A 21,057-nucleotide genomic window follows, 5' to 3' on the forward strand; every position below is an offset into this window, starting at 1 on the left:
GAGATTTAATGAGTTTATTATGGATTTATTCTAAGGGAAACTACCAATCCTATACGATCAAGGATAATCATAACGGTCCAATTACGATTGGGCCATCAAAGCAGGATACGATCACCATATATTCCATTCCCTTTGAACATGGTCCTATCAAGCTGAATAAACCTGAAGGACTTGATGGATATGAAGTGTTTAGAGAGGACATGAAGCTTGGTGATATACAGCCATTCCAGAGCTTCACCTTTCATGAAGGAGAAGAAAAGGTCGAGATTTTTTATACGGCTGGGGAATTGGAAGAAAGCCTCTATTATATAGGCAACTTGAAAGAAATCACTTTATCGGCCAAGGCGGGAGCGACTATCCGTAAAGAAGGACCCGTTTCCGGCAATGGGGTTTCCTTTGTGCTCCATAAAGGGCAGTGGCTACTCATGCCAAAGGAAAACTGCGGGATATTCCTGAATGGTGAAAGAGTAACGAAAGCTGTTCCCATTCAAAATGGTGATCTGATTTGCTGGCCGAATATGGTGCTGAGGTTGATTGAAGGCGACTTATTGATGATTCATAGTGCCGAGAGCTATGAAACATCTTTAGCTAAAATGAAGAAGCCAATCTCTGAAATGAAAAAAAACTATCCACAATTTCGCCGGACACCAAGGATGATCTACGAATTGCCAGATGAGAAAGTGACGATATCTTTTCCGAGCCAAGAATCGGAAGATAATAATAGAGGGTTATGGCTGATCCTTATGCCGCCTTTAATGATGCTAATCGTCATGGGGGTCATCACGGTCATTCAGCCCCGGGGCATTTTCATCATCATATCGATTGTTATGTTCACAACGACTTTAGTTACCTCGACGGTACAATACTTTAAAGACAAAAAGAAGCAAAAACTCAGAGAAGAAAAACGTCAACGTGTATATACAAGGTATTTAGAGCAGAAGAGGGAAGAACTGCAAGAGCTGTCTGAAAAACAAAAGAATGTGCTGTTCTATCATTACCCTTCCTTTGAAAGGATGAAGCTGCTGACTGACAGCATTAGCGACCGTATATGGGAGCGAACTTTGGAAAGTGAAGATGCTCTGCATTTTAAAATCGGAACGGCGACCATACCATCAAGTTATCAGGTGTCGGTAAATAGCAGTGATATGTCCAATCGGGATATAGATGATTTACTTGAGCAGTCGCAGGAACTTGTGGATGTATACAAAAACCTGGATGATCTTCCGTTATCGATCGATTTATCAAGCGGATCGATGGGCCTGGTCGGAAAGGAATCGATTGTTAAACGGGAGCTGCAGCAACTGATTGGGCAACTGGCCTTTTTTCATAGTTATCATGATGTTCGCTTTGTGGCCATTTTTCCAGAAAAGGATTACCAGGAATGGGAATGGATGAAATGGCTCCCTCATTTTCAATTGCCGCATGCCTATGCAAAAGGCTTTATATATAATGAGCAGTCACGTGACCAGCTGCTGACCTCGATTTATCAGCTATTGAGGGAAAGAGATTTGGATGAGAACAAAGGGAAGGTGAGATTCACTCCCCACTTTGTCTTTATTGTCACGGATCGTAATTTAATTGCGGAGCATGTCATATTGGAATATTTAGAAGGTAAAACAGACGATTTAGGCATCTCGACGATTTTTGCAGCGGATGCAAAAGAGAGTTTGACGGAAAATGTCCATACACTAGTGAAGTATATCAATGATTTTGAGGGTGAGATTCTCATCCAGCAAACGAAGGCCGTTCATACTCCATTTACACTTGATGCACATTCAAAAGAAGGGAATGAGCGTTTTGCACGTACGCTGCGTTCACTTGATCATCAGAAAGGCATGAACAATTCCATACCAGAAACGGTATCATTCCTTGAATTATTGAAAGCTCGTGAAGTGGAAGATCTGCCTATCGGCCAAAACTGGCGGACCAATCAGTCTTCCAAATCCTTGGCTGTTCCCATTGGATTGAAAGGGAAAACGGATAGGGTTGAATTGAATTTGCATGAAAAGGCGCATGGCCCCCATGGTTTGGTTGCTGGAACGACAGGATCGGGAAAAAGTGAATTACTGCAAACCTACATCCTTTCATTAGCCGTTCATTATCATCCACATGAAGTTGCCTTTTTGCTCATTGATTATAAAGGCGGGGGAATGGCACAGCCATTCAGGCAGATTCCGCATCTGCTGGGAGTCATTACGAATATTGAGGGGAGCAAGAACTTCAGTGCCAGGGCACTAGCCTCCATCAATAGCGAATTGAAGAAACGCCAGCGCATGTTTGATCGATACGAAGTCAATCATATCAACGATTACACGGATTTATACAAAGAAGGCAAAGCGGATGAACCGTTACCGCATTTATTTTTGATATCAGATGAGTTTGCGGAACTTAAAAACGAAGAACCTGATTTCATCCGCGAATTAGTGAGTACGGCGCGAATTGGACGGAGCTTGGGAGTTCATTTAATTCTTGCTACACAAAAGCCGGGCGGTGTTATTGATAACCAGATTTGGAGCAATGCCCGCTTTAAAATTTCCTTGAAAGTGCAAGATGCCAATGATAGTAAGGAAATTCTTAAAAATAGCGATGCGGCAAATATTACTGTCACCGGACGGGGATATTTGCAGGTAGGAAATAACGAGGTTTATGAATTGTTCCAGTCTGCGTGGAGCGGTGCACCATATTTAGAGGATACGGTTGGATCTGAGGATGAAGTGGCACTAGTCACGGACCTTGGACTTGTTCAAATCTCAAATGTAACGGAACAAACCACTAATAAGAGGAAAGAAAAGATTAGTGAAATTGAAGCCGTGGCGGACCGAATTGTGGCGACACAGGAAGAAATGGAGATTAAGAAGTTGGCAAGCCCATGGCTGCCTCCTCTTTCAGATCGCTTATCGAGAAATGCTGAAAGAAGCCTGACGATGAATCAAATCCACCTGGGAATGAAGGATGAGCCCGAATTGCAGAGCCAGACAAATTATGTCTATAACTGGATTGAAGATGGGAATGTTGGTGTTTTTGGTTCTTCCGGGTACGGCAAGTCAACCACCGTATTGACACTTCTCTTTAGTTTTGCAGATCAATTCAGTCCTGAAGAATTGCATTATTATATTTTCGATTTCGGGAATAGCGCTTTACTGCCAATGCGCCAGCTGCCTCATACTGGGGAATACTTTAGGTTCGATGAGCTAAGGAAAATCGAAAAATTCATGTTATTCATGAAGGCGGAAATGGAAAGGCGTAAGCAGCTTTTTTCAGAAAAGGAGCTTAGTAACATAAAGCTTTATAATGCATTAGTGGAAGATAAATTGCCGATTATTTATATCGTGGTAGACAATTTTGACTTAGTGAAAGATGAGATGCAGGACCAGGAAGCGCAATTCGTTCAGTTTGCACGTGATGGACAATCACTTGGAATATTCATGATTTTAACGGCAACGAGAATCAATGCGATTCGCCAGCCGTTAATGAATAGTCTTAAGACGAAGGTCGTCCATTACTTAATGGACAGTTCGGAACAATATTCGGTTTTGGGAAGAACCCCTTATGAAAATGAACCTGTTCCGGGAAGGGCGTTAGTGAAGAAGGACCAAACCTATCTCACGCAGGTTTATCTTCCAGCCGATGGAGCGGATGATATAGCCGTTTTGGAAGAAATGAAACAGGCCGTGGCAGATCATAAGGTCAAATATAAGGAAATGGCCAAGCCGCCGGCGATTCGGATGTTACCGGCACGTCTTGATTCCAGCAGCTTCAAGAGTTACTTCTCACAAGCCATTAAGAAGGATTCCATTCCAATCGGTCTTTCAGAGGAAAGCGTTACGCCTGTTTTGTTGGAGTTGAATTCCAATCCATTCCTGCTTGTCGTAGGACAGTCACGTAAAGGGAAAACGAATGTCCTTAAAGTGCTGCTGGAATCGTTGCTTACACAGACAATAGGGGAAATTGGTTTATTTGACGGAGTGGATCGTGGCCTATCTTCTTATGCCTTAGAGGAAAAGGTGCGCTATTTGGAGACAAAAGATCAGATAACCGAATGGCTCGATCATATCACTGGAATATTTGAAGAACGTGAACGAAGTTATCTAGCGGCATTGGAAATGAAACCGATGAAGCAACTGGAATTCCCAACGATCATGTTTGTCATAGATAGCATCTCAAGGCTCCAACAAACGATCGACGGCAGGATTCAGGATAGGATCAGCGGTTTGATGAAACAATACAGCCATCTTGGGTTTAGTCTGATTGTCGCTGGAAATGCCAACGACTTCACCAAGGGATATGATTCGTTGACAACCGAATTGAAACAAGTCAGACAAGCTGTTTTGCTTATTAAAAAATCGGACCAAAGCTTGTATACCCTCTCTTATTCAAGAAAAGAAGAAGAAATACAGCCGGGTTACGGATACTTTGTGTTGAATGGCCAGGAGAGTAAAATTCAAATTCCACTAAGTGAAGAAAGAAGGAGAGTGCAAGAGAGTGTCTGAAAAAATAAAACCGATGCTGTTAATCGGTAAAATACTGGTGATCTTAGCGCTGCCAATCCTGTTTTTTTCTTATATTGGTCAAAATCCAATGAAAAAGACAGAAACGGCTTCTCGTGAAATCGCCATTGTTAATGAAGATAATGGCACTGAATTTAACAATAATCCCATTTATATGGGCTCAGAGCTTGTTACTACACTGGACAAGGATTCTGAATATGAGTGGTTTGTGGTAAATAGGAGTACGGCGGAAAGTGGACTTGCAAATGAAAAGTATGATGCAGTCATATATTTTCCATCCGATTTCTCAGAGAATATTTATACATTCGATGATGAACAGCCTATCAAGGCGGGGATTAAGTACAAGGTACAACCTAGTTTGAATGCAGAGAACATGGAAAAGGTACAAAAGGAATTAGAGAAGACAAAGAGCAAAATGAATAAGCATATTTCAACACAGTATTGGAGCTATGTTTCCCAATCAGTCGAGGACATCCGTAAGAAGTTCGATAATGTCCTTGCTAAAGAAATCGCTTTTCAAAACACGATGTATGAGTTTTATACTCCAAGCTCGGAAAGCCTTGCCGGCGAAATCAAGCAGCATAAGGACATGCTTGAAGGAGTTTTTGCCGAGACGAAGGATGCTGGCAAAACAAGTAATGAAACAATGGATGAAATAGGGAACACGAAGACTCAAATGGCTTCCTTTGTGAAAGATGTAGTTTCTTTTGAGGAATATCAAAAAGCTCAAAGTATCCTTTTTGAGAAAACCTCTGCCCAAAATCAGCAGCTTGTCAAGGAGAGTGTACAATCATATGACAAGGTGCTGAATGAGGGCAACCAAACAATACCTGAGATTCAGCAAGGGATGAATACGAAATACAGTCTTAATGATCAAGGCATTAGTGAGAATGTTGGAATCATGCAGCAGAAGCTCGATTCCAGCAGTAATGAATTGGAACAATTTTCAACAAGCATGAAGGATAAACAAGTAGAACAAATTACGAAAATCACTCAAGATCAACAAAGCTCGATTGAACAATTGAAACAATCGGAAGAGGCTGGTCTTGATAACCTTCAGTCTACCTTGCTTGCGCAAAGAGGGAATCTTGCAAGCAGCTCTGGTGATGGGGAGGTTATTGGTGAAGGAACGAAGCCTATGGAAGAAATTGAAACGGAAACGGGAAAAGGTGAATCGGTTGCCGCACCTGAAAAGAAGGATCCGATTGATGAACTGTCACTGCAGGTATTGCTGGATCAAATCACTGGGATTAACACGGCACTTGAAAGTTTGGTGCCGGCAGAAGGAAGTGAAGGAGCTGCTGAACAAATCAACATCCTTACAGCGGAACTCCAAGCGGAAATCAATAATCTCAGCGGAACGGTAAACGGCAGAACGGGAAATTATAACCAAGTGATCACGGAGTTTAATACACTGGTAGATTCATATAATGATCTGCTGACGCAGTTTACGCAATTACAAGCTGATTATAATGAACTCGGCACGAATTATAAGGATTTAGGTGACCAATGGAAAAAGTCACAGGAAGATATTCAAAAATTACAGGATATCCAAAGCATGACAATCGACGAGGCCATTGCAGAAATCAAGACTCTCGAACAATCACTTCTTGAAAAGGTGGGGGGAGAAAGGCGAGCGGTGTTGGTGAAGGCCTTTGAAAATCCTATCACGAATCGGGATTCAACTACCCTCCTTGCCTATTACGGTTCACTCTCATCTTATGGTGAATTGGCTGAAAGAGTCACGGAAGCAAATGTAGATAAGGTATTTGCAGCCAATATAAAAGAATTGGAAAACTTGAAAAATGGGGTTTCCGGAAACGTAGATGAAGAAGCGAAACTCGTTAAAGCCAGTTTAGCAGGAGTCAATGAGAACTTCGGAATGTTCTCAGATTCCATTATTGGTTATATGAAAGAATATGATGCTAACGTTGAAACGGGGCAGAAAGCTACTTTAGCTGAATTAGCGGCAATTACCGGCAAGGCCCAAGAAGTGTCTGCCAATTTGTCAGATCATATGGAAGTTCCTGAAATGGAGGCCGAACAGCCAGTTAACCTTGATGGAGAAATGTTTGTATCACTTCAAGACAATACGGCAACAACTGTCGGCTTCATTTCCGAGCTTGTCAATTCTGTAGCGGAACGGCAGGACACTGTCACGAAGGATACGGCAGACCTGCAAGCGAAAGTGGGGTCAGTACAGGAAAGGGCCGATCAGCTTAATGATAATTGGTCCCAAAATGTAGACTCGACCGTAAAAATAAAGACGGACGTCTATAGTGTCTTGAATAACACTCTAGTCGATGATCAGGAGAACGGGTATGTGTACGAATATTTAGCAAATCCCGTACAAATCAGCGGGGAAGTCCTGCATCAGGAAAAGGTTAATATCCCGCCGATCGTCATGTTGGTGATCATACTCATATCTGGGTTATTGATCGGTTTCTTCCTGCATCATTATGAAACCATTCCAATGATGGTCCATGCGGCCTTGTTTGCCTTATTGAATCTGATCGTAGGTTTAATCATCAGCATGTATGGTTTGAAGATCTATCCACTGGGAGATATGCAGGAGATTAAATGGACCGTTTTCACCGTCCTGCTTTTATTCTTCTGTTCAGCGTTTACCCGGCTTGCCTTCTCGATTGGGCCGTTTGTAGGTGCTATCCTGGTGATTGGTTTGATCAGTTTCTTTACCATTCCATTATTGGATTTAATCATGCCTAATTTCAATGTAGACCACCCGGTTGCAGATGTATATATGTCCATTCAATTCGGAAATCAGTCGGCATTCATTCCGGCTAGTATCATCTTGATTGTGCTGACGCTTATTGCAACGATCATTCCATATATAGTGAAGCGTCTTACAGAAAGAAGAGCAATGGCCCATGAAGTGGAATAAATACGTAATGCCTGTCTTGCTCATCCTGTTTTTTAGCCATGCACCTCATGGCGGGGCGGAAGATGAACCCATGGTGGAGCCCAATGAATATCAAGAAAACGATATTGATATTCAAACGGAGTATTTCCATGAAGAAGGATTGTTGGATCAGAAGCGGAAACTGCCTGAAGAACAAAAGGACCTCACTTTTGAAAGAGGGAAATATGATGTCATTGACTCGGTGGAGGACTCATTGTTTCTGTCTCCGGTAACGGGGAATCAAAATAATACCATCGCTTCAAAAGCGGATCAGCTTGGATTATTCTCGGAGGTCGAGGTTCGAACGAGAAGCGAAGAAGAAACAGAGCCTTCCCTTAATTTTGACCTGACGATATTGCTTGGCATCGTTTTGGCACTTTTGGTCGTTTGTTTGTTTTTTATCCTTATCCCGAAAATGGGGAAACTGAATGGAGAGGTTAAACGAAAATGAAAAAAGCCCGATTCCTGGCATAAGTCAGGAATCGGGCTTTTTTGCTACATATCCATAACGGTTTTAATAAGCCCTAAAAGAAGGGCGGCTGCGAAGATCAAAATGAAGAATTTTTTATACATGATCAGTACCTCTTATATCTTATGAGTGGATTGCATTCATTTTAGCATAAACAGAAAAAGAATATACAGATCAGAGGGCCGTGACTTGCCCTAAAGACCGGAGAGGGAAATTATGAAAAGGTGGATAATTGGAGTTTGCCTGCCGTTTTTTTATGGCTTGTACAATTTGGACGTTGATTTCCGCTCAAGAAACTCGCTTTCCGCGGGCGGTCCGGGAGCCTCCTCGGCTTGCGCCTGCGGGTTCCTCAGGAGTCTCGTACCTTCCTCTTGTTATAACATATAGAAACCATATACCTGAGGACTGTCGACCATATGTGTCAGAAGCACATCATCTGCGTAAACATCAAGATGTAAAACCTAAATATCCAAAACGCAAAGAAACGATTAAGCATGTATTCGCTGATGAAAATGAAAGCATGGTATTCGTTGGAATACTATTAGGGGACTTAAAATATTGTCGATACAGACGCTGCTTATTTTCGCTTTCAATATGGCAAGGACCAAAAATGGCTTAACATAGTCGATCGTAGAGCCCAATTCTCTTAACTGCCAAAATTGGAATTTCAAAAGGGGTTCGGAATTTTTTAATTCCGAACCCCTTTTGTCTGTAAACTGCGATGCGCCGATTTATTGGCACATCCTATCGGTTAATTGAACAAGTCAGGATAAACAGTCTTTGCTGCGAGTTCAACAGCGTGACATGACATTTTCATTCAACAAATGGACGTCATCTTTGGTTCATATTCACTTAGCAACAGTTTAACATTCCTATTTCATTAAGCAGCATTAATATTTTTAATACAAATTCGTTTATGGTTTACCGATTATCTAGTAAACTTACAATGTAAGGTTTAATTGGAGCTTAATGTAAAATAAGTGATATAGAGAAGGTATGAAATAGTGATAATGTGAATCCCGGGAGGTAGAGAATGATTTATAAGCAGGTCAATCAAAAACTGGAAATGGTTCTAAGGAATATCGAAAAGGTGATTATCGGAAAACGGGATATAGCGGAACTAAGCATCGTGGCACTCCTTTCCGGCGGACATGTCTTATTGGAGGATGTTCCGGGCGTCGGAAAGACAGTCATGGTAAGGGCACTGGCGAAATCAATAGGTGCAAGCTTTAAGCGAATTCAATTTACACCTGATTTACTTCCTTCTGATGTTACCGGTGTTTCGATCTTCAATCCTAAGGAACAAGAATTCATTTTTAGGCCAGGTCCGATAATGGGACATATTATTTTAGCCGATGAAATTAACCGGACCTCGCCGAAAACTCAGTCTGCATTGCTTGAAGCCATGGAAGAGGCAAGTGTGACGATTGATGGTGTCACAAGAGGATTGGAGAAGCCGTTCTTCGTAATGGCGACGCAAAATCCGATCGAGTACGAGGGAACATATCCGCTTCCGGAGGCTCAATTGGATAGATTCCTATTAAAAATGAAAATGGGCTATCCCGGTGTGGAAGAAGAGATAGAGGTTCTTCATAGAGCTCAATACACGGCACCGCTTGAGGAGCTGGAATCCGCCATCACCTTGAATGAATTGATAGAATTACAGGCTGAGGTAAAAGCGGTGATAGTGGATGACACAATAAAACGATACATTGTTGAATTGGCGAATCACACACGTTCGCATGAAGGGGTCTATTTAGGGGTGAGCCCGCGTGGATCGATAGCATTGATGAAGGCAGCCCAGGCTTACGCGCTGATCCAGGGCAGGGACTATGTCCTGCCGGACGATGTTCAATATTTAGTTCCATTCGTATTTTCCCACCGGCTTATTTTGAAACCTGAAGCGAATTATGATGGCTTCGATGCTGGAATGGTGATACATGAAATTGTCGCGACAACACAAGTGCCAGTGAAGCGGGCTGTGACCTAATGCGCAAATTCATCAACATTTTAAGAGGAAATATGAGTGTGATCGGACTTGTATTACTCATGACCGTTTCCTTTTGCTATGCCATGTTTCAAGGCGGTTTTGTCAGTTGGTTCATTTTTTATTCATTTTTGCCGTTTTCTGTGTACGCTTTGATTCTGCTGTTTTATCCGCTGCATGATTTTACCGTTGAGAGAAAGGTCAATAAAAGGGAATGCCAGGCCGGCGAATCTGTTGAGATAGCATTGACGTTTACCCGTAAAAATCGGCTGCCCCTATTATTCATGGTGGTAGAGGAGGAATTGCCTCAGAAGATGGAAGATAGGGGATTCCAAAGGAAAATAATTATCTTTCCGGGATTCAAGCGTACCTTCAGCATGTCATATACCTTGGAAAATTTGCAGCGCGGAGAGCATTCGTTTCAATCGATCCGCTTTTGGATTGGGGATTTTTTCGGGCTAGTCGAAAAGGAAGCGATATATAGTTCACCTTTGAAAATAACTGTTTTTCCTCGTTATCATGAGTTTGCCTACAGTGATCTTGATCGAGTGTTCAATCAGGGGGCAGTGGTTTCTACAAAGAAAACACAACGGGAACATTCAGTTGTCTCCGGGGTAAGGGAATATCAGCCAGGCGATCAGCTGTCATGGATTAACTGGAAGGCGACGGCTAGAACGAGTGAAATCATGACAAAGGAATTCGAAGTGCAGAAAAACCGGGATATATTCATCATGCTTGATGAAAAGCCGTCGGATTTATTTGAAGAATCCATTGAAATGGCTGCTTCCATTGCACACGCCCTGTTAAAGAAAGGCATGGAAATTGGGTATGTGAGCAGGAGATCGAGGTTAATCATACCGGCAGCAGCGGGCAATAACCAGAAACGAAAGATTTTTAACCGACTTGTTAAAGAAGAGCCGAGAGTGGCAAACGATTTGAACGAAAATGCCAGGAAGGGAATTCTTCCGGCAAATGCTGCTGTGATATTCATCGTTTCAGACTTAACCTTAGAAAAGGTGGACATATTGAGTGCTTTCCGGCCTAAACGGGGATTAATGTTATGTATGAAGAAACAGGCGGATCTTACTGATGAGGAAAGGCTGTCAAGCTCTGCAGCTGTTTCGAGGGGGATAAAGGTTAGCTTTTTTGAACATGGCCAACTTAAGTCTGACAGATCAGAGGTGATGGCGAAATGAATGTCACCACCGAAAAGTTGGAAAGCTTCATGCACGTACTCATGTATGTATTTGGTCTGTTGTTGATTACTGAATGGTTGAGGCCTGTCGATAAACTCACAGATACAGGTAATATCATCATTTTTATCGTATTTTTGCTCTATTCCCTGCTACTGCATTATTTCCGCATACATTGGTCAATCCGGTTTATTCTCATTAGTGCTTATATAATGATTTCATTACAGTTCCTCCATTCAAAAGGCGCTTTATTTCAATTATCATGGCTGAAAGAAGGATTCCTAGCGGATTTTACGGCCAATCTTGGTTTTATATATGATGGTAATTGGGAGTTGATCACAAATCCATTTCGAACGTTTCTATTTTTTGTCCTTCTGTGGCTTGTAACGTATTTGATTCATTACTGGGTGATGGTAAGACAAAGCATTTTTTTCTTTTTTATGTTAACGGTGATTTTTATATCTGTACTTGACACATTCACTCCCTATGTGGGGGATAAGGCAATGATTAGAATCATCATCATCGGCTTCTTGATGCTAGGCCTGCTGTCCCTGCTGCGACTTACGATACAGGAGCGGATCAAGTTTTCGATGGCTTCCGTCAATAAGTGGATCTTAATGCTGACCGGTATGATATTGGTGAGTGTCCTTGTCGGTTTCACTGCCCCAAAGCTCTCTCCGCAGTGGCCTGACCCAGTGCCTTATATTACCTCTTATTCTGATAAAGCGGGGAAAGAAGACGGTGGTTCGAAGCGTAAAAGTGTCGGATATGATGAAGACGATTCGGATCTTGGCGGATCGATAGAGCCGGATGGTTCCATCGTTTTTTATAATAATGCTCCTGCAGGACATTACTGGAAAGTCGAGAACAAGGATATTTATACCGGTAAAGGGTGGGTTTCCATACTGGAAACGGACTTTCACACTTTTTCCAACGGGCAGGACATTGCATCTTTAGATATTTACGACGTTCCTGAAGTGGTGACGACAGAAGAAATGACGGCAAAAGTGTCCATGACGGAATCATATTCCCATATCCTTCATCCGCAGTCCGGGTATTTAAAAAAGATTGAGGGCAAAAACGGGATGGATTTCAAATATTATGAGGGTATGGACAAAGTAATTTCTGAAAAGGATAATGGCGAACGACTGTCCATGAAAGAGTATGAGCTGGTCTATGATATGCCGAGTTTTGATATAGCTGAGTTAAGGAAAGTAACGGAACCTGACGATTCAATGGATTTATTAATGGAAAAGAACACGCAGCTTCCAGAGGGAATGCCAAACCGGATATATGAATTGGCATCCCAGCTTACAAGGAATGAAAAGAATTGGTACGATAAGGCAAAAGCCATTGAGGATTATTTTGACGGGCATGAATTCATTTATTCTAAGGACGATATTCCGTATCCTGAGAGCAACCAAGATTATGTCGATCAATTTTTATTCGAGACACAGATAGGGTATTGTGATAATTTTTCAAGTGCAATGGTCGTTTTACTCCGTGCCGCCAATATACCTGCCAGGTGGGTAAAGGGCTACACGGAAGGGGAAAAATCAATCCATGATGGCGAATCCGTTTATAAGGTGACCAATAATAATGCACATTCCTGGGTCGAGGTTTATTTTTCAGGGATAGGCTGGGTTCCCTTCGAGCCGACAAAGGGTTTCAATGGGGAAGTTGAATTTTACGATTCGGAATTGAAACAGGAAGCGATCAAGAAGCCTGAAGAAACTCCAAATAATGAAGAGCAAACAAAGAAAGAGACCAGGGAACGCCAGGATACACCCGATAGGGAAACTCAATCAACCGAGAAAACTGGTATCAGGAACATGGATGGGTTCTTAAAATGGACTGCCATCTCATTGTCAGGTGCATTGATTCTCGCTTCTATTGGTTATTTCTTCAGAAGGAGGTGGATTCCTCATCTGCAGATTCTTCATTATAGAAGGAAAACCGGTGCTCATTTCTCGACAGCCTATTTAATTTTATTGAAACAATTAAAACGAGCTGGTTTAGTTCGTCCGGAGGGGCAAACCCTAAGGGAGTACGCCGCCTATGTGGATGCAGTGTACGATACGGATGAGATGAGTGAATTGACGGCTGGATACGAGTTAATGATATATCGTGGAGACGTGGAAGATGGCGAATGGAAGCACTTTCAAAAAGGTTGGGAAAGCTTAATGAGAAAAACTAGCTCTTGACCAGGTTTTTATTATATTGATACAATAACAAAAACTAACTTAAACTAATATATCCTTCATATATCCTCGATAATATGGATCGAAAGTTTCTACCGAATCACCGTAAATGATTTGACTATGAAGGCGGATTTTAACAGGAAAGCTGAAAATCTGCCTTCGTCTATACTTTTTCTGTATTTTTGAGGGTGGATTTTTAGTTTTTCTTTTTTTATGATAATATTTTTTATAAGAAATTATCACTCGATTTTATGAGTGAATTACATTGATAGAGGTGACGTTTGTGCCGGGGAAAACAGAATTGCAAAAAAACCAGGAAATGATCGTAGTACTTGATTTCGGAAGCCAATATAATCAATTGATCACTCGTCGTATCCGCGAATTTGGTGTGTACAGTGAGCTTCATCCTCATACAATTACTGTAGAAGAAATTGAGAAAATGAACCCAACGGGAATCATTTTCTCAGGGGGTCCGAATAGTGTTTATGATGCAAATGCATTTGGTTGTGATGAACGCATATTCGAAATGGGCCTTCCGATTTTCGGTATTTGTTATGGCATGCAGCTTATGACTAAACATTTTGGCGGTAAGGTGGAACCAGCGAAAAACCGGGAATACGGAAAAGCGACACTTGCCATCCAAAATGAGTCTAAGTTATTCAGTGACCTGCCGAAAGAACAGATCGTCTGGATGAGCCATGGTGATTTAGTTGTGGAAACGCCTGAAGGTTTCCAAATTGATGGGACGAACCCGTCTTGCCCAATTTCGGCTATGAGTGACGAGTCACGTAAATTGTATGCCGTGCAATTCCATCCTGAAGTCCGTCATTCCGTATACGGTAATGACATTTTGAAAAATTTCGTATTCGGCGTTTGTGGCTGCAAAGGTGACTGGTCAATGGAGAACTTCATTGAAATAGAGATGGAGAAAATCCGCCAAACGGTCGGAGATAAAAAAGTGTTATGCGCATTGAGCGGCGGTGTGGATTCATCCGTTGTTGCTGTATTGATCCATAAAGCGATTGGCGATCAGCTGACATGTATTTTCGTTGATCATGGATTACTTCGTAAAGGGGAAGCCGAAGGTGTAATGGAAACATTCAGGGAAGGTTTCAATATGAACGTAATCAAGGTCGATGCAAAAGAACGTTTCCTATCGAAACTTGCTGGCGTTTCAGATCCGGAACAAAAACGGAAAATCATCGGTAACGAGTTCATCTACGTATTCGATGACGAAGCAACGAAGCTTGAAGGAATTGATTTCCTTGCACAGGGTACACTTTACACAGACATTATTGAAAGTGGTACGGCCACTGCACAAACAATTAAATCGCATCACAACGTTGGCGGTCTGCCGGAAGATATGCAATTTAAATTGATCGAGCCTTTGAACACCCTGTTCAAGGATGAAGTGCGTGCACTTGGTAGTGAAATGGGCATTCCGGATGAAATCGTTTGGCGTCAACCATTCCCGGGTCCAGGTTTAGGTATTCGTGTATTAGGTGAAATTTCAGATGAAAAACTTGAAATCGTTCGTGAATCTGACCATATCTTACGTGAAGAAATTAGAAAGAATGGTTTGGAACGTGAAATTTGGCAGTACTTCACGGTGCTTCCTAACATTCGAAGCGTAGGGGTAATGGGCGACGCGCGTACGTATGATTATACTATCGGGATCCGTGCGGTTACATCCATTGACGGAATGACTTCCGATTGGGCAAGAATCCCTTGGGATGTACTTGAAATCATCTCAACGAGAATCGTTAATGAAGTAAACCATGTAAACCGCGTAGTTTATGATATTACGTCTAAGCCACCTGCAACGATCGAGTGGGAATAGAAGATTAAAATCATCCAATCAGTGAAGGAAATATCCTTCACTGATTTTTTTGGTCAAAATAATATTTGAATATGTAGATTACTTACATTTCACGTATGTTGGCGAAGATATAGCCATAATAATTAAGGAATATATAGCGAAACGCGAACATTGCCTAAAATTACATAAAAAATATTCGTTTGATATATTGACGATTATTTTGGTGACTGATACACTATACCTATAATAATAAAAAAACATAATTGTCGTATAATATTGGGGATATGGCCCAAAAGTTTCTACCAAGCTGCCGTGAACGGCTTGACTACGATGTGGAAGATTGGCGTGTATGGATAAACCGCCACTTCTTTACATGACCGCAGTCAAGCCCCGTTCGTAAGCGAATGGGGCATTTTCTGTTGGCACGATTTTATGATAGGGGAGACTCATAATGAAAAATTATTTTCGGTTTAACGAGCTGGGAACTAATTATCGCCGTGAAATACTTGGTGGACTAACTACTTTCCTTTCAATGGCATATATCCTGGTTGTAAACCCTGTAATGCTGACTTTACAAAGCATCGAGGACTATCCGGATGAATTGAGAATGGACTACGGAGCGGTTTTTGCTGCAACCGCCTTGTCAGCCGCAATCGGCTCGATATTGATGGGACTCATAGCCAGATATCCAATCTCGCTTGCTCCAGGTATGGGATTGAATGCTTTCTTCGCTTTTACCGTTGTGCTTGGCTTTGGAATTCCTTGGCAGACGGCTTTAACAGGAGTATTGATTTCAGGTATTATCTTCGTTTTGCTTTCCCTATCGGGAATACGTGAGAAAATCATTAATGCAATTCCAGTCGAATTGAAATACGCAGTTGGAGCCGGTATCGGTTTATTCATTACTTTTGTAGGGTTTCAGAATGCTGGAATCATCACGAATGATGACAGCGTTCTTGTTGGACTGGGAGACTTGACATCAGGTAATACATTATTGGCTGTGTTCGGGATTGTCGTAACCGTCATTTTGATGACGAGAGGTGTCAAAAGCGGCGTGTTCATAGGGATGGTCATTACAGCCATTGCAGGGATGATCTTTGGTCAAGTTCCGGTGCCGGAGAAAATAATCGGTGCCGTTCCTAGCATAGCGCCTACATTTGGGGTTGCGTTCGATGCCTTTGGAAATCCCGGTGATCTCTTCACTGGTCAAATGTTAATCGTGATACTGACCTTCTTGTTCGTAGCGTTCTTTGATACAGCCGGTACGTTGGTGGCTGTCGCGCAACAAGCTGGTTTGATGAAGGATAATGTTCTTCCTAGAGTGGGAAAAGGATTACTTGCTGATTCATTATCCATCGTTTCTGGTGCAATTCTTGGTACATCCACCACGACATCTTATGTAGAGTCTACATCAGGTGTTGCCGCTGGTGCTCGAAGTGGTTTTGCGGCTGTAGTGACAGGATTGCTTTTTGTCCTATCCCTATTCTTCTTCCCGCTTCTATCAGTGGTGACATCTGCGGTGACTGCGCCGGCATTGGTTATAGTCGGAGTATTAATGGCATCATCACTTAAAAATATTGACTGGCAAAAGTTCGAAATTGCGGTTCCGGCCTTCTTTACGGTTATCATGATGCCTATGACATATTCAATTGCGACAGGTATAGCTTGCGGATTCATCTTCTATCCGATCACCATGTCAATGAAAGGGAGAGCTAAAGAGGTTCACCCAATCATGTGGGGACTTGGAGTCGTTTTCCTGTTATATTTCATTTTCTTGAAGTAATAATGCAATAAGTAAGGAGAGTCCTGATTTCGGGGCTCTTCTTTCATGTTGTAAGAGAAAGCTCATATCGTGTATAGTAAAAGGACTAAGTACTAAGTACTTTATCCTGTATGGGGCATAGGGATGACTTTGAGAAAAAAAGAGGGAGAAAAATGAATGGTTTTATCGTTGAAAAGGTTTTGAACAATAATGTGGTGATTGCCACGCATCCGTCGTATGGAGAAGTCGTTACTATTGGAAAGGGCTTAGGCTTCAACCGAAAGAAAGGCGAAGAGTTAAGTCCGGAACTTGCGGAGAAGACGTTTGTCCTGAAAAATGTCAAGGAACAGGAAAGTTACAAAAAACTTTTGCCGCAGATCGATCAAAATCTTCAAGCTGCCATTATAGAATCTATTCATCTCATTAACGACCGAGTAACTGGAAAACTCAATGAACATATACATGTCGGTTTAACTGATCATTTATTGTTCGCCCTTCAGCGTGTTTCACAAGGAATGACTATTAAAAACCCATTCTTGAAAGAAACGATAACCCTTTATCCTTTTGAACATGATATTGCTGTCGATGTAGTAGAATTAATTCAAGATAAGACAGGCATAGGCCTGCCCCAAGGGGAAATCGGTTTTATTACGCTTCATATTCATAGCGCAATATCAAATAAAGACTTATCGGAAGTCAATCAGCATTCGCAGTTAATCTATCAGCTTATCCAAGTTGTTGAAGAACAGCTCAACGTACAAATTAATAAGGATAGCATTGATTATTCACGTTTGGTCCGTCATTTAAGATTCATGATAGACAGGGTGTTGGCTGGCGAAAAAGTAGAGGAACCCGAAAAAATAGCAATGCTATTGAAAGAAGAATATCCTTTGTGTTACAATATCTCTTGGAAGCTAATAAAGATTATGCAGCAGAAATTAGGCAGACCGGTTTGTGATGCGGAAGCTGTCTATCTAACGATGCATATCCAACGATTACAAAAGAAAATTAAATAAACATACATTAACTTACGTGTTACTGATTCGATCAGGCATAAGTGAGGAGAATGATTGTCATGAAAGAGGGTATTATATACCTGAATTTTCATTTCAATCCTATCTTTGCTTATGCCTTTTTTGTATTTGAATTCTGATGCGTGGGAAGATGAATACCATCGTAAATGTAACCGTTTTATTAGCATGGAATAACAGTAAAGAGGAGGAAAACCTATGTTTAAGAAGTTGTTTGGTGTTTTGCAAAAAATCGGAAAAGCTTTGATGCTTCCTGTAGCCATTTTACCAGCGGCCGGAATTTTGCTTGCGTTTGGTAATGCATTGCAAAACGAAACTTTGTTGGATATCGCCCCGTTTCTTGCGAGTGGCGGAGTGGAAATGGTCGCATCGGTAATGGAGAATGCCGGGAATATTATTTTTGGGAATCTTCCCTTGTTGTTTGCTGTGGGGGTCGCAATTGGGTTAGCTGGCGGAGATGGTGTTGCCGGACTGGCGGCGATTATCGGTTTCTTGATTATGAATGTAACGATGGGAACTGTTCTTGGCATTGACGCTGCCGACATTGAGAACAATAGTGCGGTGTATACCAATGTTCTGGGAATACCGACGTTGGGAACAGGTGTGTTCGGCGGTATTATTGTCGGTGTCATGGCTGCTGTTATGTATAATAAGTTTTATGAAATTGAACTGCCTTCTTATTTAGGATTCTTTGCAGGTAAACGTTTTGTACCCATTGCAACAGCTGCAAGCGCAGTTATTCTTGGGTTACTGATGATTTTGGTTTGGCCGACGATTCAATCGGGGTTAAATTCATTTTCCGAAAATATGTTGGGTGCTAACCTGACTCTGGGAGCTTTCGTGTTTGGGGTTGTAGAACGTGCGCTGATTCCTTTTGGATTGCACCATATCTTCTATTCTCCATTCTGGTTTGAATTTGGCAGCTATATCCCTCAAGGAGGGGGAACGCCAGTCAGAGGAGACCAGGCCATCTTCATGGCACAAATTAAAGATGGCGTACAGAATTTAACGGCCGGTACCTTCATGACTGGTAAATATCCATTCATGATGTTCGGGTTACCAGCTGCGGCTTTGGCCATTTATCATGAAGCAAGACCGGAAAGAAAGAAAATAGTTGGGGGATTGATGGCTTCTGCAGCACTTACATCATTCTTGACTGGGATTACTGAACCACTTGAATTTGCATTCTTATTTGTTGCACCGGTACTTTTCGGGATTCACTGTCTGTTTGCAGGTCTATCATTCATGACCATGCATTTACTGGACGTGAAAATCGGGATGACGTTCTCGGGTGGTTTGATCGATTACGTACTGTTTGGTTTAATCAATCCGCAAACCAATGCGTGGATTGTTATTCCGGTTGGTTTAGTCCTTGCGGTTATCTATTACTTTGGATTCCGATTTGCGATAAGGAAGTTTAACCTTAAAACTCCTGGTCGTGAAGTGGAAGAGAATGAGGAAAATGAAGGATCTGCAAGTTCTGCTGGAAGTCTGCCAGGAGATATCTTGGATGCCATGGGCGGAAAAGAAAACATCTCTCACTTGGATGCTTGCATTACCCGTCTTCGTGTATCAGTCAATGACATCGGAAACGTTGATAAAAATAGGCTGAAGAAACTTGGTGCCGCTGGAGTTCTGGAAGTGGGCAATAACATCCAGGCAATCTTCGGACCTCGTTCAGAAACGATCAAGGGGCAAATGAAAGATATCATCGATGGAAAAAGACCTCGTAAAGTAGAAGCTTCTCCTGAAGTGGGTGTGGAAAAGCAAATCGAGGATGTCGTCCCGAAACCTTTACGGACGGATGAAGTTTCCGAGCGCTTTGTTTCTCCTATTAAAGGGGAATTAAAACCGATCACAGAAGTGCCTGATGCAGTTTTTGCTGAAAAAATGATGGGTGATGGATTTGCCATTGTGCCTGAGGAAGGGTTGGTTGTTTCTCCTGTAGACGGTACGATCGTTAACCTATTCCCGACTAAACATGCAATAGGTATCGTTTCCGAAGCTGGTCGTGAAATCTTGATACATGTCGGGATCGATACAGTTAAGTTGGAAGGCAAAGGTTTCGAAGCACTGGTCTCTCAAGGAGATAAAGTGACAAGCGGACAGCCGTTGCTCAAAGTTGATATAGAGTATGTCAAAAACAATGCCAGCTCTATCATTACGCCGATCGTCTTTACGAACCTTTCCGAAGGTGAAAGTGTGAAGATTGAAAAGGCAGGAAATGTAGATAGAGAAGAAGCGGACGTAATCTCCATCAATAAATAATCATTAATAACAGGAGGGTGGCTATAATCAGCTGCCCTCCTGTTTTGATAATTCAATGGCAGGGTTCGGCTTCTATAGAAAGAAAGTGTGTATTATATAGAAGAAGTTGGCTTATAAAAAAATGAAGGGGATTTAAAAGATTGCATTGACTTATCTAAATGCAAGTGATAATATATTAAATACACCGCTTGAGACAAAAGAAAAACAAGTAAATGATAATTTGTTGTTGACTTTATGTTTGGAAGGTGTTAGACTAATTAAGTCGCTAAAAAAGCGATAAGAAATATTGCTCTTTGAAAACTGAACAAAACAAAGCGCCAACGTTAAATTTTAAGTGAGCACACACTATTAAAAAAGCGAATGAGCAAGTCAAACATTTCTTCGGAGAGTTTGATCCTGGCTCAGGACGAACGCTGGCGGCGTGCCTAATACATGCAAGTCGAGCGAATTGATGGGAGCTTGCTCCCTGAGATTAGCGGCGGACGGGTGAGTAACACGTGGGCAACCTGCCTATAAGACTGGGATAACTTCGGGAAACCGGAGCTAATACCGGATACGTTCTTTTCTCGCATGAGAGAAGATGGAAAGACGGTTTACGCTGTCACTTATAGATGGGCCCGCGGCGCATTAGCTAGTTGGTGAGGTAATGGCTCACCAAGGCGACGATGCGTAGCCGACCTGAGAGGGTGATCGGCCACACTGGGACTGAGACACGGCCCAGACTCCTACGGGAGGCAGCAGTAGGGAATCTTCCGCAATGGACGAAAGTCTGACGGAGCAACGCCGCGTGAACGAAGAAGGCCTTCGGGTCGTAAAGTTCTGTTGTTAGGGAAGAACAAGTACCAGAGTAACTGCTGGTACCTTGACGGTACCTAACCAGAAAGCCACGGCTAACTACG

General features: G+C 42.1%; 11 protein-coding genes, 1 rRNA gene and 2 riboswitches (1 of these 14 cut by a window edge). All 12 genes read left to right on the forward strand.

What is annotated here, in order from left to right; genetic code table 11:
• Positions 1–8: 8 nt before the first annotated feature.
• The gene (gene essC / locus OSJ91_RS01925) at positions 9–4,490 is read left to right on the forward strand and encodes a type VII secretion protein EssC (protein WP_485890892.1); all 4,482 of its coding nucleotides are present in this window, start codon (positions 9–11) and stop codon (positions 4,488–4,490) included.
• The gene (esaA, locus tag OSJ91_RS01930) at positions 4,483–7,410 is read left to right on the forward strand and encodes a type VII secretion protein EsaA (RefSeq protein WP_485890893.1); all 2,928 of its coding nucleotides are present in this window, start codon (positions 4,483–4,485) and stop codon (positions 7,408–7,410) included. Before essC ends, esaA begins: the two co-directional genes overlap by 8 nt.
• On the forward strand, positions 7,397–7,879 hold the full coding sequence (gene essA / locus OSJ91_RS01935; protein ID WP_485890894.1) for a type VII secretion protein EssA: 483 nt from the start codon (positions 7,397–7,399) through the stop codon (positions 7,877–7,879). The genes esaA and essA overlap by 14 nt, the downstream gene beginning before the upstream one ends.
• Positions 7,880–8,315: 436 nt before the next feature.
• A complete protein-coding gene (locus tag OSJ91_RS01940; protein WP_485890895.1) occupies positions 8,316–8,516 on the forward strand; it encodes a hypothetical protein in 201 nt (66 codons plus the stop codon).
• A 414-nt stretch (positions 8,517–8,930) separates the two neighbouring features.
• A complete protein-coding gene (locus OSJ91_RS01945; RefSeq protein WP_485890896.1) occupies positions 8,931–9,887 on the forward strand; it encodes an AAA family ATPase in 957 nt (318 codons plus the stop codon).
• A gap of 32 nt (positions 9,888–9,919) precedes the next feature.
• Positions 9,920–11,080 (forward strand): DUF58 domain-containing protein, encoded by a 1,161-nt coding sequence (locus OSJ91_RS01950; RefSeq protein WP_485890897.1) that lies wholly within the window; start codon positions 9,920–9,922, stop codon positions 11,078–11,080.
• A complete protein-coding gene (locus OSJ91_RS01955; protein ID WP_485890898.1) occupies positions 11,077–13,281 on the forward strand; it encodes a DUF4129 domain-containing transglutaminase family protein in 2,205 nt (734 codons plus the stop codon). Before OSJ91_RS01950 ends, OSJ91_RS01955 begins: the two co-directional genes overlap by 4 nt.
• 36 nt (positions 13,282–13,317) lie before the next feature.
• A riboswitch (purine riboswitch) is annotated at positions 13,318–13,419 on the forward strand.
• 178 nt (positions 13,420–13,597) lie between these two features.
• Positions 13,598–15,118: a glutamine-hydrolyzing GMP synthase gene (gene guaA, locus OSJ91_RS01960; protein ID WP_164468792.1), complete on the forward strand. Its 1,521-nt coding sequence runs from the start codon at positions 13,598–13,600 to the stop codon at positions 15,116–15,118.
• Between the two features lie 225 nt (positions 15,119–15,343).
• A riboswitch (purine riboswitch) is annotated at positions 15,344–15,445 on the forward strand.
• Positions 15,446–15,548: 103 nt separating this feature from the next.
• Positions 15,549–16,880 carry an NCS2 family permease gene (locus tag OSJ91_RS01965; protein WP_350301002.1) on the forward strand — a complete coding sequence of 444 codons (1,332 nt, stop codon included), beginning with the start codon at positions 15,549–15,551 and terminating at the stop codon, positions 16,878–16,880.
• Between the two features lie 152 nt (positions 16,881–17,032).
• Positions 17,033–17,875: a glucose PTS transporter transcription antiterminator GlcT gene (gene glcT, locus OSJ91_RS01970; protein ID WP_485890899.1), complete on the forward strand. Its 843-nt coding sequence runs from the start codon at positions 17,033–17,035 to the stop codon at positions 17,873–17,875.
• Between the two features lie 213 nt (positions 17,876–18,088).
• Complete coding sequence (gene ptsG, locus OSJ91_RS01975; RefSeq protein WP_485890900.1) at positions 18,089–20,158, forward strand: glucose-specific PTS transporter subunit IIBC; 2,070 nt, start codon at positions 18,089–18,091, stop codon at positions 20,156–20,158.
• Between the two features lie 378 nt (positions 20,159–20,536).
• Positions 20,537–21,057, forward strand: a 16S ribosomal RNA gene (locus tag OSJ91_RS01980); it runs 1,030 nt beyond the window's last position.

The organism is Bacillus sp. T-10(2022) (assembly GCF_056502895.1).